General features: G+C 42.8%; 19 protein-coding genes. 10 read left to right on the top strand and 9 right to left on the bottom strand.

Translation table 11 applies throughout. The annotated features are described in order from the left end of the window. The first annotated feature begins 76 nt into the window (after nucleotides 1-76). The 7 genes from F6K52_RS07135 to F6K52_RS07105 all read left to right on the top strand — a co-directional run bounded on the left by F6K52_RS07135 (nucleotide 77) and on the right by F6K52_RS07105 (nucleotide 11,148). A complete protein-coding gene (locus F6K52_RS07135) occupies nucleotides 77-4,555 on the top strand; it encodes a CHAT domain-containing protein (protein ID WP_293075788.1) in 4,479 nt (1,492 codons plus the stop codon). Between the two features lie 169 nt (nucleotides 4,556-4,724). Next, nucleotides 4,725-5,288, top strand: a complete 564-nt coding sequence (locus F6K52_RS07130; protein WP_293075786.1) for a hypothetical protein — start codon at nucleotides 4,725-4,727, stop codon at nucleotides 5,286-5,288. A gap of 581 nt (nucleotides 5,289-5,869) precedes the next feature. Beyond that, a complete protein-coding gene (locus F6K52_RS07125) occupies nucleotides 5,870-6,061 on the top strand; it encodes a hypothetical protein (protein ID WP_293075810.1) in 192 nt (63 codons plus the stop codon). Nucleotides 6,062-6,431: 370 nt separating this feature from the next. Next, nucleotides 6,432-7,454 carry a DUF3179 domain-containing protein gene (locus F6K52_RS07120; protein ID WP_293075784.1) on the top strand — a complete coding sequence of 341 codons (1,023 nt, stop codon included), beginning with the start codon at nucleotides 6,432-6,434 and terminating at the stop codon, nucleotides 7,452-7,454. A 177-nt stretch (nucleotides 7,455-7,631) separates the two neighbouring features. Continuing rightward, nucleotides 7,632-8,396, top strand: coding sequence for a glycosyltransferase family 2 protein (locus tag F6K52_RS07115; protein WP_293075781.1), 765 nt, complete (start codon nucleotides 7,632-7,634; stop codon nucleotides 8,394-8,396). Between the two features lie 13 nt (nucleotides 8,397-8,409). Further along, entirely contained in the window at nucleotides 8,410-9,993 is a 1,584-nt protein-coding gene (locus F6K52_RS07110; RefSeq protein WP_293075779.1) for a glycosyl transferase family 2, read from the top strand. Nucleotides 9,994-10,296: 303 nt separating this feature from the next. Further along, nucleotides 10,297-11,148, top strand: a complete 852-nt coding sequence (locus F6K52_RS07105; protein ID WP_293075777.1) for a DUF547 domain-containing protein — start codon at nucleotides 10,297-10,299, stop codon at nucleotides 11,146-11,148. Nucleotides 11,149-11,375: 227 nt separating this feature from the next. Here the strand turns inward: F6K52_RS07105 and argJ are convergent, their stop codons facing one another. Together argJ and gatB are read right to left on the bottom strand one after the other, a co-directional pair. Then, on the bottom strand, nucleotides 11,376-12,617 hold the full coding sequence (gene argJ / locus F6K52_RS07100; protein WP_293075775.1) for a bifunctional ornithine acetyltransferase/N-acetylglutamate synthase: 1,242 nt from the start codon (nucleotides 12,615-12,617) through the stop codon (nucleotides 11,376-11,378). Nucleotides 12,618-12,925: 308 nt separating this feature from the next. Then, nucleotides 12,926-14,413: an Asp-tRNA(Asn)/Glu-tRNA(Gln) amidotransferase subunit GatB gene (gene gatB, locus F6K52_RS07095; RefSeq protein WP_293075773.1), complete on the bottom strand. Its 1,488-nt coding sequence runs from the start codon at nucleotides 14,411-14,413 to the stop codon at nucleotides 12,926-12,928. A 714-nt stretch (nucleotides 14,414-15,127) separates the two neighbouring features. Between gatB and F6K52_RS07090 the strand changes: the two genes are divergently transcribed. Then, entirely contained in the window at nucleotides 15,128-15,343 is a 216-nt protein-coding gene (locus F6K52_RS07090) for a hypothetical protein (RefSeq protein WP_293075771.1), read from the top strand. Nucleotides 15,344-15,403: 60 nt separating this feature from the next. Here the strand turns inward: F6K52_RS07090 and F6K52_RS07085 are convergent, their stop codons facing one another. From F6K52_RS07085 to F6K52_RS07060, 6 genes are all read right to left on the bottom strand, one after another. After that, nucleotides 15,404-16,627, bottom strand: a complete 1,224-nt coding sequence (locus F6K52_RS07085) for an LL-diaminopimelate aminotransferase (RefSeq protein WP_293075769.1) — start codon at nucleotides 16,625-16,627, stop codon at nucleotides 15,404-15,406. Between the two features lie 92 nt (nucleotides 16,628-16,719). Beyond that, nucleotides 16,720-17,043, bottom strand: a complete 324-nt coding sequence (locus F6K52_RS07080; RefSeq protein WP_293075767.1) for a thioredoxin domain-containing protein — start codon at nucleotides 17,041-17,043, stop codon at nucleotides 16,720-16,722. A 345-nt stretch (nucleotides 17,044-17,388) separates the two neighbouring features. Further along, on the bottom strand, nucleotides 17,389-17,742 hold the full coding sequence (locus F6K52_RS07075) for a DUF1257 domain-containing protein (RefSeq protein WP_075902645.1): 354 nt from the start codon (nucleotides 17,740-17,742) through the stop codon (nucleotides 17,389-17,391). Between the two features lie 152 nt (nucleotides 17,743-17,894). Further along, nucleotides 17,895-19,421, bottom strand: a complete 1,527-nt coding sequence (locus tag F6K52_RS07070; protein ID WP_293075765.1) for an AAA family ATPase — start codon at nucleotides 19,419-19,421, stop codon at nucleotides 17,895-17,897. Between the two features lie 116 nt (nucleotides 19,422-19,537). After that, nucleotides 19,538-19,885: a CopG family transcriptional regulator gene (locus tag F6K52_RS07065; RefSeq protein ID WP_293075763.1), complete on the bottom strand. Its 348-nt coding sequence runs from the start codon at nucleotides 19,883-19,885 to the stop codon at nucleotides 19,538-19,540. A gap of 264 nt (nucleotides 19,886-20,149) precedes the next feature. Continuing rightward, a complete protein-coding gene (locus tag F6K52_RS07060) occupies nucleotides 20,150-20,860 on the bottom strand; it encodes a DUF2993 domain-containing protein (protein ID WP_293075760.1) in 711 nt (236 codons plus the stop codon). A 171-nt stretch (nucleotides 20,861-21,031) separates the two neighbouring features. Between F6K52_RS07060 and F6K52_RS07055 the strand changes: the two genes are divergently transcribed. Together F6K52_RS07055 and F6K52_RS07050 are read left to right on the top strand one after the other, a co-directional pair. Next, nucleotides 21,032-21,787, top strand: coding sequence for a pseudouridine synthase (locus F6K52_RS07055; RefSeq protein ID WP_364416432.1), 756 nt, complete (start codon nucleotides 21,032-21,034; stop codon nucleotides 21,785-21,787). Nucleotides 21,788-21,818: 31 nt separating this feature from the next. After that, complete coding sequence (locus tag F6K52_RS07050) at nucleotides 21,819-22,607, top strand: RodZ domain-containing protein (protein ID WP_293075758.1); 789 nt, start codon at nucleotides 21,819-21,821, stop codon at nucleotides 22,605-22,607. 425 nt (nucleotides 22,608-23,032) lie between these two features. Here F6K52_RS07050 and malQ read toward each other — a convergent pair. Continuing rightward, nucleotides 23,033-24,410 (bottom strand): 4-alpha-glucanotransferase (malQ, locus tag F6K52_RS07045; protein ID WP_293075756.1); only part of this gene is annotated, 1,378 nt, incomplete at its 5' end.

Below are 24,410 nucleotides of genomic sequence, written 5' to 3'. Positions count from 1 at the left end.
TTAGTTTGTATAGGTTGGGAACATGAGCAATATGCTCATACTATCGCTAATTAACTATTAATTATAGCAAAAAAATATGGTTAAAAACTACTACACCTATCGGATTAGTGTTGCTAATATTCAGCAGGTTCAGGTTAAAAAATGGGATGATCAACATCAGGAGTTGGGAGAACCCCCTGGAGACCTTCGCTACCAGGATAAATTAGAAGAAATTACTCCCCTATTAGAAATTGCTCGTCAAAAAGATGCACTGAATGATTCGAGTAAGACACGGGCACTGGGAGAAGCTTTGTTTGATATACTATTTGATGATGCCCTGCGCAACGACTTCGTCAAGTTTTACAATAAAGTAGTCCATCAAAAGAAACAACTGATTCGCGTAGAACTGGAAATTGATGAACGGAAAATACCGGAAGTCGCTGCCCTTCCTTGGGAATTTTTGCGTTTACCTGCACGAGCAAATTCAGGAAAAATCTGGATGGGAACAGTTCCAGATTTGGCTTTCTCTCGGAGGCGACCGCAAGGGATTCCGGCAAAACCAATTCAGTTAGATAAGAATGAAAAGCTGAGAATTGCTTTGGTGGTGTCTGATCCTCCAGATTTCAAGCGTCGTGTGCGTTATGAACCTGTACAAGAAGCTTTGGAGAAGCTGGCAAAGGAGCAGGCAAATCGGGTTGAATTGCTGCCGATTGTTAATTCAGCTAATCCTGAAGCAATCGATAGTATTCTATCCCAAGAACCCCACATTTTTCACTTCATTGGTCATGGACGTTTGGTCAATGAAAGTAATCAAGATGTTGGTGAAATTGCCCTTGTTGAACAAGATTTTAATGAGGCAATGTGGGTGGATGCGGATTATTTCAGCGAAATGTTTAATACACATCGTCCTGGTGTGGTGATGCTGCAAGCCTGTGAAGGGGCTATGTTGTCTGCATCTCAGGCATTTGTAGGGGTTGCTTCGAGCATTGTTGAGCAAAATATTCCCGTTGTGGTGGCGATGCAGTATGAAGTTACTAACAGTACTGCGAGTCGGTTTGCCCGTCGCTTCTATCAACAATTAGCAGCAGATGATCCAGTAGATATTGCTGCTCAGTATGGGCGACGTGCCATAATTCAGGGTCCAACGCAAGATCGTAAACGGGATTTTGCCACCCCTGTCATTTTCATGCGCGTCACCGATGGCTATCTGTTCCAATCTCAAGAACCAATTCATCGTAATCAACAGGAGATATTAGATGATTACTTGAGCCGGGAAGCTAAACGCCACGGCTCAATGTATTTACCACTGTTAAATTCCCAAGGCAAACCTACATCATTACCTATTGACAAACTTTGTATAGATTTACCGCTGAAATTAACCCATGATCCTTCCCATGGAATCATAGGAGATGTGGAAAGTGAAGGATGGCTGGGACGTCAGAGCTTTACCAGTGCCCTACTTTACGATAAGGCTGCACGTAGTCAAAGTATCCAGAATAGTGAAGAGCAGAGTTGCCAATTGAGTAATCAGTTGGAGTCAGGTGCCCGATTAGTTGTGGTTGGAGATCCTGGTTGCGGTAAAACCACCTTGTTATCTTCCATTGCCCATCATTACGCAGTGGGTCATCGGACCAAGCAAAAGGTATCTACATTTAAGGAGACTTTACCAGATAACCCTTGGATTCCAGTCACTCTCGTGTGTCGAGATCTTTTAGAGGCTCAGCTTAACGATGGTTTAATTGGCTTGATTAAGTATCAATTTCGACGACTAGGTTATAGCGGAAATAAACTTGAATACGTATCTACCTTTTTAGAGCACCGAATGTCTAGAGGTGAGGTTTTACTGTTGGTTGATGGATTGGATGAGATTCCAACAAAAGAGCAGCGACGAAAATTTGCTCAATTCTTAGAGACACAAACCAGCATGTACTCCCAAATGCCCATGATTCTTACCTCTAGAGTGGTTGGCTTTAGGGCAATTCAAGCAGAGCTAAAGTCCTTTAAGCATCTTAATGTCGCACCATTGGGGAGAGATCAGAAAAAGCAGTTTGTTCAAGCTTGGACAAAATTGCTATTAGAGGCAAAATTGCTATCAGACCAAGATTTGACATCGATTGTGGACAAGCTTGAATCTGAGGTTTGCGACAGTCGCAAAATTGCCAAGCTATGCGAAAACGTGCTGCTTCTGACTCTGATTGCACAAATGTTTTTACTGGACGGGCAGTTAAGCCGTCGAAGAGTAGATGTATATCGCCGCGCAATTGAACTAATGATTGAGCGCCAGAGAAAAGGTAAGGGGTTACCCTTGATTATCAATGAAGTTTCTCCTCATCTGGAACATCTGGCCTATTCTATGCGTTTAGATGGTGCTCAAGATTGGATAGAAAAGCGAGTAATTGAAGCCATCAAAGAGGTACGCAGGCATGAACCAAAAGAAACTGAGCTAAAACAGCGCACCCCTGAAGAGTGGCTCAATGCTGTTATCAACCAGTTGGGTGTGCTCAATGTAGCAGGTTTCAGTACTGAGGACGACGGTTACGACCGCAAGGCTATCCAGTTTTTCCACCAATCTTTTCAAGAATATTTTGCCGCCCAAGCTCTGCGTCATGGTCGTGGAGTATATGACAGCACACATGTTTTGAGTCGTCTGCGTCAGAAAGTACAGGAGATTGACATTGTAGAGCGTCAGATTGAATCCCTCGGTACCGGACAAAAAACTGAGCCAGTTGCTGCTGGTCACTGGCAAGAAGTGGTACGTTTCTTGATCCCTACATTGGATAAACAAGGGAAAGAACAAAGCGAGTTAGATCTTATCACTGCTGATGATGCCATGCTGGTGCTGCTCCCCTCCCAGAATACACCAGCAAAAAAAGCCCGTGCTCTCGCTAGTTTTGCTCTGCAATGCTTAGCAGAAGAACCCGATCTCACTGATGAAACAGTTTACTTGGTGCTTGATGCAGCGATAGACAACCTCAATGACCTTGATGGTGTTAACACTAAGCAAAACACGTTGATGGACGAGGCGTTTTATGCGGTAATGCAGTCTAGTTTTAGAAACCTATGGCATGAGCGATTACTGCAAACTTACATCCAAGCTTCTGATTATAGTCGAAGTAGGATTGGCTGTATCCTCGCTACCACAACAGATAGTGCAACTCTTAACCGAGAAAACGCTACTGAGATCTTAAAACCTCTGTTGGAAAAGCTCAATCCTGGTCACTCGGTGGAAGAACGTGTTGACGCAGCACTTCAGTTAGTAGAAGCATTCTATCGTCCACAGGGGCAGAAGGGTGGCTCAAGAATAGATTTTCTACCCAATGCACTGTTGCATGAAACGGTTAGTGTGTTGCTTGCCACTGCTCAAGAAGAGGTAGCTAGTAATGATGCCGTATCAACCGCAGCTATATGGGCTCTGGGATGGTTAACTAGTGCTAAGACTAGCGACTCTTACACAACCTACACTTTTACTGAAACACAACTCAACTGCTTACGGCAAATAGTCATGACCGAGAAGCGGGATGCTTTTGCCAGAATGTGGGCTGCCCTAGTGCTTAGTATCTGTAGCTCTGAAAAAACTGTATTTGCCCAAGCAGACTGGATCTATGAATGGGCAGTTGTGGCAGATGGAAACAAACCTCACAGACAATTACCAGCAATAGTAGCTCAAGAGCGTCCGCTAGATATTTATGTTTTACAATATTTAATCTCTTCCGACTTACCAATAAAGGCTAAAGAGCTTGTTGCTATTGCCCTCGGTCGGTTAGGACATTTCATACCTGAAATGATAGAGCCACTCCTACAGATTTTCCACAACGATATCCGCATTAATAATGAGCGTGACGAAGCACTAGTTTATCTAGTGTTTACAGGTGGATCTAAAATTACCTCTGAATTCATACAGGGAGTAAATCGTCCCAAGAATGATACCGATAAATATGATTTACCTGCACGTTGCTTTTTAGCACTTATCGGTATGGGTGAGGTAAATTCCCTTAAGCACCAACTTGATATTGGTATGGGGGATCAGATAGATATTAATGCTTATGCTTATGGATTAGCAGGTGTCACGGATCCACAAGGCCGGAAAGTCCTGAATTCTATGAAGAATCATAAGAAAAAGCAGGTTCGTGATGCGGTGGCTAATGCTTTGTCTAAATTAGCGCAATGGGATGGGGTGAATCCACAGCAAATTAGTCCAAAATCCTCTAGTAATGAGAGTACTACCTCCCCTAATTTTTCAATAAAGGGAATTTTCAAAAATTTACGTGATTTCAACTCACAAAAAAAAATTAAGCTTAGCCCTCAAAATGACAAAACAGGGATGTATGTAGATCAAGAAATATCAAAACAAGGTCACTTAGTTCATAAAATCAAAGCTAAAGATAGTACTGGACGATGGGCCTATTATTTCGTTCATGTAAGACCTGAATTAGAGCAGGCATTCTTACAAGCCTTAAACTCGAATCAAAATATTGATTTAGAAGACTACGGCAAGGTGATTGGTTCTTGCTATGGAGAAAAACCTAATCAAAAGCTCAAAAATTTATTAAAAGATAAGTATGGCTTTGATGTGTAGATTTATTCGGTAATTAATTGATACAAGCAGCAAAAACTGTTCTAGTAAACTATTGCCTATTGCCTTGCGCGTAGCGCTATAAATAGCAATAGTAAAGCTTTGCCTACCCTAGCCGCAAGTCAAATTTGTCGATTCTTACTGTAAACTATATCAAAGGTTATTAAAAACCATGAATAAAGAAGAGTTACTTGTTAACAGCTTTCAGGCAGTATTTGAAAAAATTAATCAGGAAGGAATAAAAGAGAGCGTCGATAAAAAGGGCATTGATCAGTTTATTTCTGATTGTGCGTCGTTAGCTGCTATAACAGGTGCAGCTACTGGTTTTACGGGATTTACCATCATGATTGTTGGATTTCCTGCAGATGTTATCAATAACGTTTTTCAACAGTTTAGAGTAACCTTAGGAGTCATTTACGATAAAAAAGGGGTATATAAAGTTTCTTTTTCTGAATTTATGACAATAGTAGGTGTTTCGGTAGGTGTAGAGGTTGGTGCTAATTTAACAAAAGCAGTGATGTCCAGTATCGCCAATAAAATACTGATTAGATTATTTGCATCAAGTCCAGGCAAAGCTGTACCTTTTGTTGGTGCATTTATTGGTGGCAGTATAAATTACGGTTTTATTAAAGCTATAGGAGCTGCTGTTAAAAAAATAGATATGAGTAGCATCGTTTTTGACCAAAATTCACCACAAAACGATTCAAATGACCAGCAACCAAGGGATTTAAAATGAAATACCTAAATGTTGGCTACAGATAGAGCCTCCAAAAGGAAATCCGATCGGGTGCATCTCCTAAAAGCTGTTTGACTCGGTGGTTGGAACGGGTATTTTGCCCTTTACAATAGTATTACTCGCTCCTATGTTGAGCCAATACAAAGCTTGTATTCGTTTTTTATGACTACTTTCTTTGAGAGACTTCAGTAGTGCTTTAAGTTCTTCTGGAGATTCTTTAATTTCTAATTAAAAAAGAGAAACGCTTGAATAGATTAACCTTTTTCGCCTAATTCAAGTATAGCATTATTTTTTAAAATTCCTAGAGCACAGGGAAGAGGGAATAGGAAACTGATAAAAGTAACTGCTGTTATAGCAGTCTAAGCAAAGCTTAGGAGATATTTCTTTTACCTGCTCAAAAGTCCCTGCTCCCGATTCCCGAGCATTTGTTACAAAATTTTAAAAATATGTTATAATATAATATTTTTTGTGCTATAGTATATATGTGGGCGCTGGGACGCCCAGAGTCAAGAGCTAGCCCGGGAACAGTCCAATCTCTACGGGCTAGCTCTGGCTCCCCTATAAAAGGAGATACTTTAATGATGACCTATTCTGAACGCCTTCATCCGTGGGTGGTCATTCGGCTGTTACCAAGAATGCAACGAGTTGTTGTTGCTCGCTTTCGCAATCGGTCGGATGCGGAGGGACATTTATGGGCTCTGAAACGATTGATGCCGGATGCGGAATTTATAATTGTTTTTGATGTTGGTTATCGGATTGATGAGGAATCGTAAGGGGTAAATATCATATAGCGGTTTGCGACTTTAATCACCATTGGATTTGATGATCGATTTAAAAATGGTCGAGTTATCAATCCTTCATCAAATTCTCAGATATCACTCACCTTGGTTTCATGTTATGCCCTCACCCTAAGGTTAGGGATTCCAGCCACAGCTCCTGATGCTGGGGTTAGGCAAAAGCCCACCCTCACAAGCCCACACTCACAAGAGTAGTAAGGGTGGACTAGGTTATAGCACTACGCATTAAGGTGTTTGACATTGATACAAGCAGCAAAAGCTATTGTAGTAAACTGTTGCCTTTTGCCTCTTGCCTCTTGCCTTACGCGTAGCGCTATACCAGTGACATCTAGGCAAGGAAAGTAGAATGATGAATAAATTACTTAAAATAGCCCTCAGCACTACTTCCTTAGTTGGGCTGTGTTTGATGGCACTAGTCGTACAAGCCGGGAGCTGGGATAATTTCAAACTCCGTTACTTCCATCTCACTGCCTATCTCCACAACCAAGACCAGGAAATCACTGACCTCCAAAAACAAAATCTTAATCCAGCAAAATCCACTCGCATTAATTTAACGGAACTCCTCAATGGTGGTCCCCCAAAAGACGGTATTCCTAGTATCGATAATCCTAAGTTTGATACCGCTCAAACCACACCATTTTCTAAAACAGAAACTGTGATTGGTGTGGTAATTAATGGAGAAGCCAAAGCCTATCCTTTTGGGGTCATGAACTGGCATGAATTGGTGAATGACACAGTAGGTGGAGTTAATGTTAGTGTATCCTATTGTCCCCTTTGTGATACTATAGTCGCTTTTAATCGCAGCAATACAACCTACGGTGTTACAGGCAAACTTTATCAAAGTTGCCTAGTAATGTATGACCGTGCCGATGATACCCTTTACTCTCAACCTTGGGGGATGGGTATTATTGGTGCTAAAGTCAATCGTAATCTTAAAACAATTCCCGCTATCAAAACTACTCTTGGCGCTTGGTTAAGCAAGTATCCCAATAGTAAAATTCTATCCACTGACACAGGTCATAATCGGGATTACTTCAGTTATCCCTATGGTAGTTACTATACCGATAAGCAAATTATTTTTCCAGTCAGAAATCAACAACGACTTACCCTCCATCCCAAAGCTATTGTTAGCTATGTGTGGGAAGCGGATCAACAAACCCCTAAAAACCAATTTTCTGGGGCTAGCTATCAATTTGTCCATGATCAATTAAAAAAAGTGGGCGAAAAAGTTGTAGAATTCAATGGTCGTCCAATTAGAGCACGTTGGGATAGCCAACTTCAAACTGTATTAGTAGAAGAATTCGATGGCACTCCCATCCCCAGTTCAACTGCTTTTGCCTTTGTGTATGCAGCTTACTTTGGTAAATAATCTTACAGACCAGAGAATTCCCCCAATTGAAAACTGCAATAACTCATGACTAATATAGCGGTTTCTCTCCTAATTAGGTAAAAATGATTTTTTCCCTGCTCCCTGCTCCCTGCTCCCTGCTCCCTACTCCCTAAAACCCAAAGATTTGTAGCTCACCCAATTAAAACCGCTATAACTATGACTAATAACCACAATATCTTAGTAATTATCCCTGTTCTCAATGAAGAAACCACTATCACTGGGGTGATTAAGTCTCTTCAATCCTATAATTTGAACAATATTCGGGTAGTCGATAATGGCAGCACCGACAACAGTATTATAAAAGCAAAAGAAGCCGGTGCCGAGGTAATCAGTGAGCCTATTCCTGGTTACGGTCGAGCCTGTTGGCGGGGATTGCAGCAACTAGACCGAGATATTAATTGGATATTATTTTGTGATGGTGATGGGAGTGATGACTTAAGTTATTTACCCCAGTTTCTAGCTGAAGCGCATAAGTATGACCTAATTTTAGGTAACCGCCGCGCCACAGTAGATGGACGTAAGGCGATGACCCCAGTGCAAAATTTTGGCAACTGGCTGGCTACCTTCCTGATCGGTTGTGGTTGGGGACACTGGTATCAGGATTTAGGACCATTGCGCCTAATTCGTCGTTCAGCTTTGGATGAAATCCAAATGCAAGATAGAGGATTTGGCTGGACAGTAGAAATGCAAGCCCGTGCCATCGAATGTGGTTTGCGAATCTGTGAAATCCCTGTTGGTTACCGTCGCCGACAAGGGGGACGCTCGAAAATATCTGGTACCCTTTCTGGTAGTGTCCAAGCAGGAACAATAATTTTGATGACTTTAGGTCGTCTATATTTACGTCGCCTTAAGCTTACCCAGGCAGATGGCACAATCGGTAAAAGTGTTAAAGATGGAATAGGGAATTTCCATCAATCCTAGTTTCACATCTCAAATGAAAACGCTATATATATGGCTTAGTTCTCTACTCCTGTTGTTAGGTTGTATTTTGATTGTGCCTCATGGGGATTTCCGAGAGGTGGGAGCTGTGCCTCGATTTTGGTTAGGTATCGGTGTAATTAGCTTAGGTTTTCTGTTGGCTTGGGGATTAAGCGTCTATACTAGATATCCTGCGGAAGTTGGTAACAGCAAACTTTGGATTTCCCAACAAGCAAAAAGAATTAACAACAGAATTAACAACAGAATTAACAACAACAGTATCAAGACAAGACTTTGGCAACAGGTCTACAAAGGATTCACCAAATCTCTTAGTATCAAGTACTTCCGAAAACTCAAAACTAAGCACTCAGGACTAAATTTTTGGAGTACTACTATCCTAAGCAGGCTGCTACTCCTACCAATGTATCCTGGAGATGATGTATGGCGCTATCTATGGGAAGGGTATATTCAAACGTTAGGGTTTAGTCCATACCATTTGCCACCTAATGCTGCTGAACTGATTCCCTACCATACGGAATGGTGGTCACTAATCAATCATCCTACTGTTTCTGCTATCTATCCACCAGTAGCGCAATTAGGTTTTCGGCTCTTAGCGCTGATTGACCTTAAGGTTTGGTTGTTCAAAATTGCATTTATCTTAGCGGACTTATTAATCTGTTGGTTACTCAGTCGTCGATTTGGTTATCAACAGGCAATTTTCTATGCTTGGAATCCTTTAATCATTTACTCCTTTGCTGGTGGTGCTCATTACGACAGTTGGTTTATTTTACCCCTAGTTGCAGCTTGGTTAGTCTTTGACCAAAAAACAGAGAGTTTAAGGCGGAAAAAAATAACAGAAATAGAGGAAAGGTTGGACAGTGGGACAGTAGCAGAAGGCTCCTCATTTACTAACCCCTTGATGTCTTCATCGGATCACTCCCTGACCTGGTGGCACTGGATTGCTTCAGCTTTGCTAATAGGAATTAGTATGGCAGTGAAGTGGATGTCTTTGCCAATTTTAGGCTTTCTGACCTGGCAAGCTTTCCGAAAAGTAGGGGTAAAACTAGCAATAGTAGTGCTATTGTGCGGTTTCTTACCTTTTGGCATCACTGCTCTCCAATTTTGCTCTAGTGGAGAATGTCCTTTGATTCCTACTGGATCAGTGTTTGTGTCCCATGGTCGCAGTGCGGAATTGATTCCTTATATTGTTAGCGAATATTGGCAACCCTCTCGCTGGGTTAATTGGATTTATGCTTTTCCCCTAGGCTTAACGGTAAGTTGGCTAATTTTGCGATCGCGCAATTTTCAACAATTTACAGAATGGTACTTTTTTTGCCTGCTAATCCTATCTCCGATTATCCATGCTTGGTACTTCACTTGGATAATTCCTTTTGCTGTTCCTTCTCGGAATCTGGGAGTACGTTTAGTCAGTATCTCTGCTTTTATTTACTTTGTACTTCAGCATCGCATTGCTTTAGGTAACTACAACTGGTATCTAACTCCTCAGGAGCGATGGTGGCTATGGTTACCCTTTGTTTTGGGTTGGTTTTGGACCCATTACCGCAATCCTAATGTTGCTCTCAACCAAAACTCAGATTGATTAGCTTTAATCAAAATTGCCTAGGTCAAGGTAAGCTATCAGCTATCAGCTATCAGCTATCAGCTATCAGCTATCAGCTATCAGCTATCAGCTATCAGCTATCAGCTTAAGCGCTACGCGCACGCTGCGCGAACAGCTTTTGAATAAAACAGGTAAGCATTGCTTTAATCTGAGTTACATCTTTTGAATAAAACAGGTAAGCATTGCTTTAATCTGAGTTACATTAGCTGACGGCTGACGGCTGACGGCTGATAGCTTACAGGTCAAGCATTTTATTTTATTGGTTAAATCATCTGAACAACTATGAATACATCCAAGAGATTACTAACCCTAGTTCCAACCCTGATTATCCTGACAGGTTGTACACTTTCCCTACCGATAAATCAAGCACCAGCACAAGAGTCTGAAGTACGAGTAAATAGAGGCACTGACACTACTCTATTGAATTATGACGACTATGCTACTGTCCTAAAAACCCATGTCAACAAGAAAGCGCTAGTTAATTACCAAGAATTGCAGAAAAATCCAGAACAACTGGAGACGTTTAATACCGCCTTAGGTGCTGTTGATCCTAGCACCTATCAGTCTTGGGATGAAGCAGAAAAGATTGCTTTCTTGATAAATGCTTACAACTCCTTTACTCTAGAATCCATTATTGACCAAAGCCCGCTCAAAAAGAGTATTCGGGACATTAAAGGAGTCTGGAAAGGACGCGAATTCAATATTGTTGGAGAATCTAAAACCTTAGATAATATCGAACACAAGACACTGCGAACGCAATTCAACGAGCCCCGAATTCATATGGCTTTAGTTTGCGCCGCTATCAGTTGTCCTCCCTTAAGAAACGAACCTTTTACTGGGGAAAAACTCGATCAGCAACTGGATGACCAGACACAGAAATTTCTAGTTAGTCCCCATGGGTTTCGTATTGATCGTCAAAAACGTACCGTATATCTTTCTTCCATCTTTAAGTGGTTTGGGGAAGATTGGAAAAAAACCTATGGTATCGATGACAAATTTACTGGTAACGCCAATCAAAGAGCAGTGTTAAACTTTATCAGTGACTACCTTAGTCCAGAGGATCAGGAGTATCTTGAACAGGGGAATTACAAGATAAAATATCTGAACTATGATTGGTCTTTGAATAAACAATAACTAATTACAGCAGTTTTTAATTGGGTGAGGTATGGATTCTTTGGTTTTAGGGAACAGGGAACAGGGAACAGGGAACAGGGAATATGGAAAAAATCCTGTGTACCTCATAGTCATAAAAAAAACTGTAACCATAACCAATTAACCATAACTAGCTTGATTAATTAATCATTAGTGATTTGTTATGGTTTATTATTTATTGTTTAAGACATCTTTGGCGACAAAGCTAATCAAGTGGTATATTCGGCATTAATCCGGACATAGTCATAACTCAAATCACAACCCCAAGCCTGACCAACACCGTGACCATTGCCCACATTAACCTGAATTAAAACTGTATCTTCTTTAAGATAAGCACCAGCAGCAGCCTGCTTGAGATAATCACTAGCCTGTTGACGGTCAAACCCTAAGGGTTGACCATTGTCCATCAGCAAGACATCCCCTAACTGAATCCGCAGGTTTTCTTGGTCAAAGGGTACTCCTGCACGGCCAGCGGCTGCGGCAATTCTGCCCCAGTTTGGGTCTCGTCCAAAGATGGCAGACTTGACCAAGGATGACCCAACAATGGTCTTAGCAATTTGACGAGCCCCTTTATCATCCGGTGCGCCAGTGACTTGGACTTCAATCAAACAGGTTGCCCCTTCTCCATCCCGTGCGATCGCTTTTGCCAAATGCTGACATACTGCTGTGAGCATCCCCTCCAACTTCTTAGCTGCTGGCCCGATTTCTGTAATCGCTGATGTTCGGGACTGACCATTAGCCAAGGCAATTAGAGTGTCATTGGTGCTGGTATCCCCATCTACGGTAATTTGATTAAAACTTTTATCCGCTGCCCGCTGTAACATTTGTTGCCACAGGGAAGTAGAAACTGCAGCATCACAGGTTACAAATGCTAGCATAGTCGCCATGTTGGGATGAATCATACCAGAGCCCTTAGCAATACCACCCATCCTGACCGGACGGTCATCAATCATGGTTTCCATAGCAATGGATTTAGTGACTAAATCCGTGGTAATAATCGCTTCAGCTGCTGCATCGGAACCAGTTTCGGATGCTTGTGCTACCAATGGGGGAATTCCTGACAATAGAGCATCCATCTTGATGCGTTGACCAATCACCCCTGTCGATGCCAACAAAATCGAATTAGGGGAAACATTGAGTGCTTCACCCAAAGCTTTAGCACTAGCTAGAGCATCCTCCCAACCCTGCTCACCCGTTGCTGCATTGGCTTGTCCAGCATTACACAAAATAGCACGAGCACTAGCTTTAGACTGTAAGCCTTGACGGCAATAATCTACACAAGCAGCCCTGACATGACTGGTGGTGAACACCCCAGCTGCGATCGCATCCACCTCTGATAAAATCAACGCTAAGTCTGGCTGACCCGACGGTTTTAAACCTGCGGTAATCCCTGCTGCCTGATAGCCCCTGGGAGCTGTTATCCCACCACTAATCTCTTGCCAGTCCGACATGATGCCTCCATTTCAACCATAATTCATGCCCGATCCGGGATTATATCAAGTCTTTTCGACTTACGCACCAAGGGTATTGATCTGTAGCTTGATGTGTAGCCGTAATTTCGATAATTGCTATAAAGTCTCAAAACTTTACAAAAAAACAAAAAAAGGGGTTACACCCCTCATACAAAATAGTGTATATTTTGATATGTAGATGCACCCTGATGATCGGGAGGGTCACGTCAGTGACTCTCCTTTTCTTAGTTATTTGTGATTGGTAATTAGTGATTTAGTGATCAGCAACACCTGGCAAGCCTGTTACCTCAATCACCCTTGAGCTTCTTGCCCAAAATTTGGTTAGTCAGCTTAGGATCAGCTCGTCCGCTAGTTTTTTTCATCACTTGTCCCACAAAGAAACCTTGCAGCTTGGTCTTACCATTGCGATACTGTTCGAGTTCCTTAGGATTAGCCGCCAGTACCTCATCAATAATGCTTGAGAGTTCATTTGGGTCAGAGATCTTAATTAACCCCTTACGTTCCACTAGCTCCCTAGCAGAACCCCCTTTAGAGAGTAATTCTGGCAATATCTCCTTGGCAATCTTACCACTAATGGTGTCATTATCAATCAGGTTGATCAGTTCTGCCAGAGTATTGGGTTTCAGAGCAATCTCTGTAATAGCCAGTTTCTCAGTCTTAAGATAAGCAGCAATATCTCCCATTACCCAGTTTGCCGCTTGTTTGGGATTAGCATTAGCAGCAACACTTGTTTCAAAATACTCTGCCACTTGACGATCATCCGTCAACACCCTGGCATCATAGGCAGAAAGTCCCAGTTCACTTTCATAACGATTCCGCTTCTGGGCGGGAAGTTCTGCTAGCTGACTGCGCCATTGCTCTAATTGTTCCGTTGATACTTCAATGGGTGGTAAGTCAGGTTCAGGAAAATAGCGGTAATCGCTGGATCCTTCCTTAGTCCGCATACTAATGGTGCGTTGACTACCCTCTTCCCAAAGGCGAGTTTCTTGAATAATCGATTTTCCAGCTTCCACAGCTGCGATTTGCCGGTCAATTTCGTACTCAATCGCCTTCTGGATAGCATTGAAGGAGTTCATATTTTTGATTTCAACTTTGGTGCCAAACTCCTTCTGACCGACGGGACGTACAGATATATTGACATCACAACGCAGGGACCCTTCTTGCATGTTGCCATCACTGACACCGATGTAGCGTACAATCCGACGCAGCTCTTGAGCGTATTCTGCTGCCTCTTGACCAGAGCGCAGATCCGGTTCTGATACTATTTCAATCAGGGGTACCCCAGCACGGTTGAAATCTACTAAGGAGTAGGTAGAACCAGCCAGTCGGTCACTACCAGCATGAACCAGTTTTCCCGCATCTTCCTCCATGTGTAGGCGAGTGATACCAATGGTTTTACGGATAGGATTACCGTCATGATCGGACACTTCAATTTCCAGTGAGCCATGCTCAGCAATGGGCAAGTCGTATTGGGAAATCTGGTAGTTTTTGGGTAGGTCAGGATAAAAATACTGTTTCCGGTCAAATTTGCTGTAGGGAGCAATTTGGCAATTGAGTGCTAAACCCGCTTTGACAGCATACTCTAGTACCTTTTGATTGAGAACCGGTAACACTCCTGGCATCCCCATACAAATTGGGTCAATATTGGTATTAGGGGTAGCACCAAATTTTGTGGAAGAGTTAGAAAAAATCTTGGTTTCGGTACTAAGCTGACAATGGGTTTCTAAACCAATGATTGCTTCGTATTGAGTTTTAGCTGGTGCAGCAGTAGTCATTGGATGTTACAATTAAAGGTTAACTTTATTGATGGAACTTAGGGCATTTTTTGTCCACTATTCCCAATAATGTACACTATTTAATTAGCTACAGCGTCAATCATTCCAATTACTGGCAGGATTAGAGTTGACAGTTTTTCTGTAATTTTTTGTATTTTAAAATTGTAAATTGTTAGACAGTTTTACATACCATTATTATAGCAAATGTGTCTTACGATATAATGTCGAAATTGTACTGTTAAAGGGCTTTTTTTACCTAAATACTTACGTTTAATGCTTAGGCTAACTGATTAAAATTAGAGACTTTTTATAAAGTAAATCTTAAGAAAGCGATTAGTCCCTGAATATTGCTGAGTTACTGGAACTCTGTTAACAGGTGAGCTTTTCTGTTGGTGCGCGTTCACACTTATCGGGAAACCCGACCGGGGTCGCACCGCAATCAGCTCATTATCTTTCCCTGTGGTGATCAGGAATTTGGATTTATCACAGAATCATCCTAATGTCCAGATCACGCGGTCGTTTTTTAGTCAGCCATTTTAGATTAATGTGACTAAAGATTCGACAGGTGCGCTCTTACTTGGCGAATTTAATTCTTAATGGTAAGAGCGCACCTAAGAAAACAAAGGTTTTTCATCACCTAGGCGATGGACGAAGTCCATCCCCTTCGTTCAAGCAATTATCCAGTGATCTGATTAGGTCAAATCAGGGGAAAGCATGACTAATCAAGAAATTTTAATAACAGAAGACTACACTCGTCCTTGGGCACTTATGCGTCTACTGCCTAAATGCCAAAGGTATACAGTTGCTAGGTTCTTTAATCGTCAGGATGCTGATAACCATCTCCGATTTTTGGATCGGTATATGCCAGAAGCAAAGTTTGAAGTACTTTTCGATCTGCCTGTAAATCAGGATACTAATCAGCTCCTTTAAAAACTCATTCTGAGCTGGCCCTAACCCTCAACACTAATTAGGCAGACTATTAGGTACCTATTAATGAGATTGCAAAAATCCTGAAATTCTCTCCACTGCTCTTTCCAAAACGTCTGGTTCCCGTACTAAGGCAAAACGGACATAGCCTTCACCAGCCTTGCCAAAACCAGCTCCTGGAGCAGCAGCCACCCCAGTGGCTTCTACCAAGCTAGTACAAAATTTCACTGAGTTGCCTGCCCAAGGTTCTGGCAATTTTGCCCAGACATACATAGTGGCTGGTGGCACTGGCACTGACCAACCAATGCGGTTTAAAGCATTAACAAAGGCATCCCGCCGCTTTTGATAGGTGGTGACTACAGGTTTAACAATGTCTTGAGAACCATTCAACGCTGCGATCGCACCATTGAGAATCCCCCTGTATTGGTTAAAGTCAATTGCCGCTTTCACCTGCCGCAAAGCTCGAATCAATTGAGCATTACCGATAGCATAGCCAATCCGGAAGCCTCCCATATTGTAAGACTTGGAAAAGCTATAAAACTCAATCGATACAGTTTTATCTGGGTCTGCTTGCAAAACCGAGGGAGCAACAGAGTTGGGATTGAGGGTTTCTGGGATTTTCCCGGTCTGCTCCCCATTGCCTCTGGTATCTTCAAAAACGATATCAACGTAGGGAAAATCGTGAACTAATACCAGGTTATGGCACTGACAAAAGGCCACTGCTTCCTCAAAAAAAGACAAGGATGCGATCGCAGTAGTGGGATTATGGGGATAACTCAACACCATCATCCGTGCTTGAGCTAGCACTGCCTGAGGGATATCCTCAAATACAGGCAAAAAATTGTTTTCTGCCAATAGGGGCATGGGATAAATCTGACCACTGGCTAGGTGGACACCACCGGCATGGGAAGGATAGCCTGGGTCTTGTAGCAGAGCAAAATCCCCTGGATTAAGCACAGCTAAAGGTAAATGAGCTGTGCCTTCCTGAGAACCAATCAGTTGTAGCACCTCAGTTTCTGGGTCAACCGGAATACCAAATTTGTTAGTATACCAGCTAGCTGCTGCCTGACGAAAAGCTTTAGTACCATGAAACAGCAAGTAACCGTGAGTGCTGGGATCATACAACGAGGCTTCAATCCCAGCACACACATGCTTGGGAGCTGGTAAATCGGAGGACCCTAATGATAGGTCAATGATTTCTTTCCCAGCAGCTGCCAACGCTTTTGCCTGATCCATATCGGCAAATACATTTGCTTGCAGGGGTTGTAAACGTTGGGCAAACTGCATTTTAATTTTAGTCTTTTTCTTTTGTCTATTCTTTTCGAGCCTTTCCCATCGGTTGCGCTGGCTTTGCTCCCATTGCCCCTTACTGCCCTAATTTAAAGGTTCTCATCCAGCATAGTCTGCAATTGAGTTTTGGTAATTGCTCCCTCGTGGGATTTGGTCACCTCACCATTTTTAAACAGTCTTAGAGCAGGGACACCCTCTACCTTGCACTTGGCAACGGCATCTTCATGTTGGTCTACTTCCATCTTAATGACTTTTAAGCGATCGCTATAATTTTTAGCAACCCAGTCCACTGATGGCGATACTAAGCGGCATGGTCCACACCAAGTTGCCCAGAAGTATACCAGTACTGGCTGCTGGGCTTTTAAAACTTCAATTTCAAAATCTTTATCTTCGATTTTAATCACATTACTCACAACGGTATCCCCTCAAAAGACTGGATTAGACTGCATTGACACAATCTATATTCTAAGTGCTTGAACTTTCCCCCAGCTCAAAAATGGGGGATTATAAACAATTGTTACGAGATGGGCGTCGAGCCCAATCTGGACACGTTGAGTATAGGAGATTTTACTATGACTGAAAACATCATACCGTTTGCTCGAGATCAAAACTCCCTTTTCCTCGGAGTTCTCAGTCTTTATGGTTTATCGGCTGTTATAAAATCAAAATTTATACAATTGCATAAAAATTTGCACAAAAAAACGGGTTAACCCGCTATACAATTGGTCAACCCGTGAGCTTGGGAACGCCTAAATGGACTACTTTTGTAGCACCAACTTAACGTTGGCATTGTTTAGGCCACGCTGCTTGACTTCTGCCAAGGTCTTGTTAACGGCATACTTCTGGTTGATGGAGTTGATCAACTCGGTTTGGTTGTGCTTCTTAGCCACACCCCAAAGGTCAGCAATCAGGTCAAAGGTGCCATCACTGTTGCGAGACCAACCTAGATCATATTCGCCTTCGAGAACAGCAACCAAGTCAGCGCGAACTCGTTGACCATTGTAGCCGCGAACATCAGCTTCTGTCTTAACATTGATTCCCAGGTCACACAGGGAAGTCTTCAGGATTTCGGCATCGGAGATTTTAGTGCGCAGAGTGCTAAAGTGAGACATGTGGATTTCCTCCAGAAAAGGTATCAGAGAAACGACAACGTAGCGTTTTACTTTTATGGCTAGCCGCCCTCAACAATTACAAGCGGCTACTTATCAAACTGCTAGCAATTTTTTGCTAGCCTTTACTCCTGTTGGGAGCAGGAGAAAGCCTGTTAGAACTCCATACGCTGATATTCAGCTAGGGAGGATGCAGCAGGTCGCGCGCGTTGCCTAGCCCAGTCCCTCAGGGCTGCAACCTGCTCTGTCATCGTGCGCGATAGAGGTTGAGTTGATTTAATCGCGGCAATAATATCCAGTTGAGTAAACTCCCGGTCTTGAGCAAATGCCTCATACATCGCTGCCACCATGGCTTGCTCAATCTCAGCACCTGAAAAACCATCAGAAACTTTAGCTAACTGTTCAATATCAAAGCGGTCTATATCTCCACGCCGCTTTTTCAGGTGAATTTCAAATATTTGCTGGCGTTCTTGGGTGTTGGGTAAATCAACAAAAAATATCTCATCAAAACGACCTTTGCGTAGGAATTCTCCTGGTAGGCGCTCCACTCGGTTTGCTGTCGCCATCACAAAGACTGGTGAGGTTTTTTCTTGCATCCAGGTCAGGAAAGAACCAAAGATCCGACTTGAAGTACCTCCATCAGAGTCAGAAGAACCGCTGCTACCAGCAAACGACTTATCAAGCTCATCTATGAAGAGAATAGCTGGAGAGATTGATTCTGCCGTTTTCAAAGCATTGCGTAGGTTAGCTTCCGAGCGCCCTACCATCGAGCCATCGTATACTCGCCCCATATCCAGGCGCAATAGTGGCAGACCCCATAAACGAGACGTAGTTTTGGCAATTAGAGATTTACCACAGCCAGGAACCCCTAGAATCAACATTCCCTTCGGTTGAGGCAAACCATATTCTCTAGCCCTCTCGGTAAAGGCATTAGAGCGCTGCTTGAGCCAACGCTTCAGTTCCTCTAACCCTCCTATAGAATCGAGGGTTTCATCTTCTTCGATATAATCTAGGATCCCGTTGCGGCGGATGATCTGCTTTTTCTCGGATAGAACAATATCGACTTCAGCTTCGGTGAGACGACCAGCTTTAACGTAGGCTTTGCGATAAACCTTCTCTGCTTCATCGCGGGTCAAGCCTAATGCTGCTTTGAGAAGCTTTTCCCTAGTTTCTGTAGTCGTTCGACGAGTTTTACTCTGATCCAGTTGGTGGGATAGGACTTGGTTAAGTTCCTTAAGGTTTGGTAGGGGAAAGTCAAGCACGACCACTTCCTTTTCCAACTCAATAGGAATCTGCTGCACCGGGGACATTACGATGATAGACTTTTTAAGAGACTTCTTCGCTTCCTCTCTAAAGCTTGCCATCGCATCCCGCAACCATCGGGTAGTTGCTGGTGCATCTATAAAGGGATGTAAGTCTTTAAAGATGTATATACCAGGTTCTTTTTGTTGAATTACCCACTGAACTGCTGCCTCAGGAGAGACCGTATTGTGCTGAGTGGTGTGGCGTGATTGACCATACTCAACAATCCCGTGAGTGACGGTCCAAACGAAGACTCGTTGCTGTTGAGACTTCCTTTGAGCAATCATTGCTATTGCCCTCTCTGCCCGCTCCTCCTCGGGAGTCACGAGGTAGATTAGAGGATATTGAGCTTGAATGAGAACGTTTATCTCTTCTTGCATAACTCTACCTAATATTAGAGACGGCTTACAACTGCCCAAACATCTTCAACTGAACCACTGAGCTAACTAAGTCTGCTCTGGGAGTAGATTTTTTGTCTACCTTAACTTTGGCTACCTTAACAAGGAACCAATTCCTCTTCTCCTTGAGAATCGGTACTGGAGCATACTTTAGCTGTTACCTTTTCTACTGGGAGTTCTTCCGATATCACACCAGGTTGGTTTTTCAGAGCTACTAATTTTCCCTCTGAGACAACCAAATCACTAGAACACTCGGGACAGGGGTATACTTTATGGGTTTGTCCATATTGGTCTACCTCTTCTACCACATCTTGGTGTTCTATGTAGAATAGAATCGCCCTCTCAACCATAGCTGACATTGATTCAGAATCAACAGCCGCTTTAATTTTGAGCCGGCGATGCAATCCTGGTGGAAGATAAAGAGTAACTTTTTGCTTGTCTTGCATATATTTTTTATATCGTTGTACCCGGGTATGTATTTAACCTTATCGGGTTCCTCTCTAGCTGTCAAGACATTTAGCTGGTATGACAGCTAAATTGTTACATTACTTAACAATTTGACGGGAGGATGGATAAGGAATAGCATAAGGCGCGCCTGTAGTTGGCAACGTATGCAGCACGAAAAGGGAGCGATTGTGAAGCAAAAGACTTTCTCGACAGGGCTTACAGCTATGCAGCAAGGGAACAGGGGAGGCAGCAAGGACTAACGACTAAGGCATTACCTTCAATCCTCCACGACATATCAGTTGTCCAGTTGTGAGGGTCAGTTCTTGAAGCTCCACCTCTGGTCCTAAATTGATTACAAAGCCATCTAAGCTAATAGGGGGGGCATCATGATCTATCTGAACTTGTAAGGGGTTCAGTTCGAGTTGGTTGGGGGTCGCCAGTTGGATACCAGCACGAATTACTATCAGGTTGCTAGCAACATCAGGATTAGTTGAAATGCCTCTTAAGGTCAGCTGTCCTATATTGATATTAATCTTTTGCCAGCGTATTTGTGGCGGTTTTGGGTCGTTAGCGGGTTGAATGATATCATCTGATTTGACGAATGTATATAATAACTCCGTCAAAGCGTTAGATAACAAGGGTGCTTCAAGAGATGATTGCAGGTCTGGTTCTAGGAGTAATAGGTGACCCACTACGGGAACTGCTTCTAAAAGACGTAGGGGTTTACCCTTAATTATCTGACCCAGGTTGAGTCTAATATTACTGCCTTCGAGCTGAATTTGGCTTAGATGCAGTCCTTGATAAACTGCTTGCTTGGCAGCAAGGGCAACCTGAGGAATGTAACCAGTCAGAATTTGGCGATCGCATCCCACAATGCTTATTTGCAATGTAGCAACTTCCTCTACTTGCGATCGCAGCCACAGCCGTAGCGCTGGGGAAATAACTTTGCTGATAATCTGGCTTGGCTTTTGCAATGAAGTTTTCGGAGTTTTAACCAAAAGAACACCTTCTTGTACTATTTGTACATAGTATTTTGAAGTCGTTGTCTAATGGAAATCAACTCCTGGGCACACTATAAGCATAAGGCAAACTAAATTCAGCATCACCATAGTCCAGAAGACAAAGCTCAAGCCAAATGTTGGGTCATGGAGGAAAGAGTACAAAAAATTCTTTCACAGTGGGGTATTGCGTCACGGCGTCGAGCCGAGAAGATGATAGCCGCAGGACAAGTGCGCCTAAATGGTAGGACCGTACATTTGGGGCAGAAAGCTGATCCAGAAACAGATGTAATCGAAGTAGATGGCAAACCGATAAACCCCTATCACCGACCTCAATCTATCTACCTTTTACTGAACAAGCCTGCTGGAGTAGTTTCCACTTGCCGAGATTCCCAGAATCGTCGGACAGTAATTGACTTATTACCGGATCAACTAACTAAGGGTCAGGGGATTCATCCTGTAGGAAGGCTGGATGCGGATTCTACAGGTGCATTACTACTGACCAATGATGGTGAGCTAACATTTCGCCTGACCCATCCTAGTCATCATATACCTAAGACGTATCAGGTTTGGGTACGGGGTAATCCCCCAGAATCGGTACTGCAAACTTGGCGTGAAGGTGTTAATCTGCTGGGTAAAAAAACGTTACCCGCTCAAGTCCGTGTACTTAAGCGTAAGGGTCAATCCACACTTTTGGAGGTAGTCTTAACCGAAGGGAGAAACCGACAGATCCGTCGTGTTGCTCAACTGCTAAGCTATCCAGTGATTCATCTACATCGTACTGCTATTGGCCCGATTAAATTAAATCTCCCAGGAGAGCAAATTCTTCCTTGTGGTGACTACCGTGCCTTGAAGGATGTAGAGGTGAGTTTTCTTACCAGTAAATCCACCATTGTTCAGTAAAAATGCCAGCAGATGTCGAGGAGTACCGTGTATGAATGAAAACAAAGTCCCGTTGCAGCAACAACAACAGAAGAAGCTGGCAGAAATGGGTTCATCCCTGTGTCAGTTACGCACTCAACAGTGTAAAACCATTGAGGAAATTGCCGCTTGCACCCGAATTAATGCACGATTTTTGAGGGCAATAGAGCAAGGCAAGCTAGAGCAATTACCAGAACCTGTGTATGTTCAAGGGTTTATCAAGCACTTTGCGGATGCACTAGGCTTAAATGGAGACGAGTTTGCCAAGGCTTTTCCCACTGGGGTAACTGTAAAAAGGTCAAAACTTTCCTGGGGTAACAGTAGGGTTCCTCAACTGCGACCGCTTCATCTTTATTTGTTCTACATTTGCTTGGTTATTGGTTCAGTCAGTAGCTTATCTGTCCTAATCAACCCTTCTAAGCCACAAATAACTGATAAGGAACCAAACTCGTCTCCAGCTCAATCGTTACCGACACCCGGTAATGTAGATCAAACTAACTCCCAAGCGGAGTTAGCCTTAACCAAGATACCGTCGAGTCCAAATAAGCCAGTTCAGGTGGATATCACTCTCAAAGGTAGATCTTGGCTTCTGATCGTGGCAGATGGCAAGAAAAAATATGAAGGCATCCTAGAAGAAGGAGCGCACCAGACTTGGGTTGCTAACGAAAAACTATTTGTTAAAGCTGGCGATGCTGGGAATGTAATCGTTGAGTTCAATAACCAACAGGCAAAGCAGATGGGGGCTCCTGGTGCAGTACAAGCATTAACTTTTGCTGCTAAACCTAGACCCTCTCTTCAGTAGTAAAGCTTTCTATGGTAAAAGCATTAAATTCATCAATCTTAAACATTAAAAAAGCATATAATTGGGGGCAAAAACCTATAAATGTAAAAAAAATCACAACTTATAGCATTTAAAATTAAAAATATATGCATTAAAACCAATGCTGATTTACCATAAAACCATCCCAAGTTTAGGCTATATTTACTAATGTTACCTGTTACCTTGATTAATCAATTAAATTTGAAGATATCAAATTAAAATGCTATAGCACTTAACTTATATAAAGTCCAGTTAATACCTTGTATAAAATTGTATATAATTGTGTATAATTGTGATTTGACGATTGTCAACTAATAATTAACATTTTTGTCAAAATATAAACAACTAATAATGAACTTAACAGGATTAATTGTTAAAACTATTCCAATACAATATAACTAGGCTTGCTAGTCATAACTGGGAGCACGACCGTAAGTATGAGTAAGGATTTTGAGGCGATTAGCCAATTCTTCACTCAACGCATTCGGTCGATAGCGCCATTGCCAGTTACCTTCCACGGTACTGGGAAAATTCATTCGAGCATCTGTGTCCAGACCTAAAATATCTTGCACAGGAATAATCGCTTGGTTGGCAATACTACTGAGCGCTAATCGGATTAAATCCCAATGGATGCCTTCTTGGCTGACTGGTCCGCAGTAATTAATTATAATCTGCTTATCTTCACCAGAGAGTTTGTTAAACCAACCCACTGTTGTGTCATTATCATGGGTGCCGGTGTAAACCACACAGTTTTGGATATAGTTAAAGGGTAAGTAAGGGTTACTTGATCCCCCACTAAAGGCAAACTGTAAAATTTTCATACCAGGAAACTGGAAGCGTGAGCGTAATGCTTCTACTTCTGGAGTGATGATCCCTAAATCTTCGGCAATAATTGGCAAATTTCCCAACTTGTCTTGGAGTACTTCAAAAAATTCTTTTCCTGGTGCCTTAACCCATTCTCCAGTGATGGCAGTTGTTTCTCCTTGCTTGACTTGCCAGTAGGCCTCAAATCCCCGGAAATGGTCAATCCGCACAATGTCTACATACTCCAAGATGGTGTGGAAGCGTTGTATCCACCATCGGAAGTTATCTGCCTGTAACTGTTCCCAGTTATAAACTGGATTACCCCACAACTGACCTGTGGCACTGAAATAGTCCGGAGGCACCCCAGCCATGAGTGTGGGTTCGCCAGTTTCGTGATCAATGGCAAAGATTTCCCGATGAGCCCAGACATCAGCACTATCGTGAGCCACATAAATTGGAATATCACCAATAATCTGGATCTGGTGATGGTTGGCGTACTGTTTGAGAGCTGACCACTGGCAGAAAAACTCAAATTGTAGGTATTTGTAGAAATAAATTTCATCCTGCAATTTCTGCCGCCAATACTCAACTGCTTTGGGTTGAGCCATAGCAATGTCTCGTTCCCAAGTATGCCAGCTACTCTGGTCAAAGGCATCACGAACAGCCATAAATAAAGCATAGTCTTCCAACCAGCTGGCTTTTGCTTGACAAAATTCTGTAAATTTCTGGTGCTGTTGGGGTGAGGCGTTGCCACGGAAGCGATCGCAAGCTTGGTATAACAGGGGTATCTTGGTTTGAATTACCTGATCGTAATCCACTGAGTCGAGGGGAAACTCTGGTAGATTGCCAAAGTCTTCATCCTTGAGCAGTCCCTGCTTTTGCAATTGTTCTGGACTAATGAGCAGGGGATTGCCTGCCATGGCTGAGTAAGAGCCATAGGGAGAGTTCCCATACCCAATCGGACCAAGGGGCAAGATTTGA

The organism is Moorena sp. SIO3H5 (genome assembly GCF_010692395.1).
Lineage (GTDB): Bacteria > Cyanobacteriota > Cyanobacteriia > Cyanobacteriales > Coleofasciculaceae > Moorena.
Note: the sequence above shows the minus strand (reverse complement) of the source record. Positions and strands in the feature narration are given on the sequence as shown.

What these genes read in the sequence shown, in the direction of transcription:
- F6K52_RS07115 (WP_293075781.1), top strand. Translation starts at nt 7,632, where the DNA reads ATGACTAATAACCACAATATCTTAGTAATTATCCCTGTTCTCAATGAA.
- F6K52_RS07055 (WP_364416432.1), top strand. Translation starts at nt 21,032, where the DNA reads ATGGAGGAAAGAGTACAAAAAATTCTTTCACAGTGGGGTATTGCGTCA.
- argJ (WP_293075775.1), bottom strand. Translation starts at nt 12,617, where the DNA reads ATGTCGGACTGGCAAGAGATTAGTGGTGGGATAACAGCTCCCAGGGGC.
- F6K52_RS07090 (WP_293075771.1), top strand. Translation starts at nt 15,128, where the DNA reads ATGACTAATCAAGAAATTTTAATAACAGAAGACTACACTCGTCCTTGG.
- F6K52_RS07050 (WP_293075758.1), top strand. Translation starts at nt 21,819, where the DNA reads ATGAATGAAAACAAAGTCCCGTTGCAGCAACAACAACAGAAGAAGCTG.
- F6K52_RS07130 (WP_293075786.1), top strand. Translation starts at nt 4,725, where the DNA reads ATGAATAAAGAAGAGTTACTTGTTAACAGCTTTCAGGCAGTATTTGAA.
- F6K52_RS07105 (WP_293075777.1), top strand. Translation starts at nt 10,297, where the DNA reads ATGAATACATCCAAGAGATTACTAACCCTAGTTCCAACCCTGATTATC.
- F6K52_RS07120 (WP_293075784.1), top strand. Translation starts at nt 6,432, where the DNA reads ATGATGAATAAATTACTTAAAATAGCCCTCAGCACTACTTCCTTAGTT.
- F6K52_RS07075 (WP_075902645.1), bottom strand. Translation starts at nt 17,742, where the DNA reads ATGTCTCACTTTAGCACTCTGCGCACTAAAATCTCCGATGCCGAAATC.
- gatB (WP_293075773.1), bottom strand. Translation starts at nt 14,413, where the DNA reads ATGACTACTGCTGCACCAGCTAAAACTCAATACGAAGCAATCATTGGT.
- F6K52_RS07135 (WP_293075788.1), top strand. Translation starts at nt 77, where the DNA reads ATGGTTAAAAACTACTACACCTATCGGATTAGTGTTGCTAATATTCAG.
- F6K52_RS07065 (WP_293075763.1), bottom strand. Translation starts at nt 19,885, where the DNA reads ATGCAAGACAAGCAAAAAGTTACTCTTTATCTTCCACCAGGATTGCAT.
- F6K52_RS07125 (WP_293075810.1), top strand. Translation starts at nt 5,870, where the DNA reads ATGACCTATTCTGAACGCCTTCATCCGTGGGTGGTCATTCGGCTGTTA.
- F6K52_RS07085 (WP_293075769.1), bottom strand. Translation starts at nt 16,627, where the DNA reads ATGCAGTTTGCCCAACGTTTACAACCCCTGCAAGCAAATGTATTTGCC.
- F6K52_RS07110 (WP_293075779.1), top strand. Translation starts at nt 8,410, where the DNA reads ATGAAAACGCTATATATATGGCTTAGTTCTCTACTCCTGTTGTTAGGT.
- F6K52_RS07070 (WP_293075765.1), bottom strand. Translation starts at nt 19,421, where the DNA reads ATGCAAGAAGAGATAAACGTTCTCATTCAAGCTCAATATCCTCTAATC.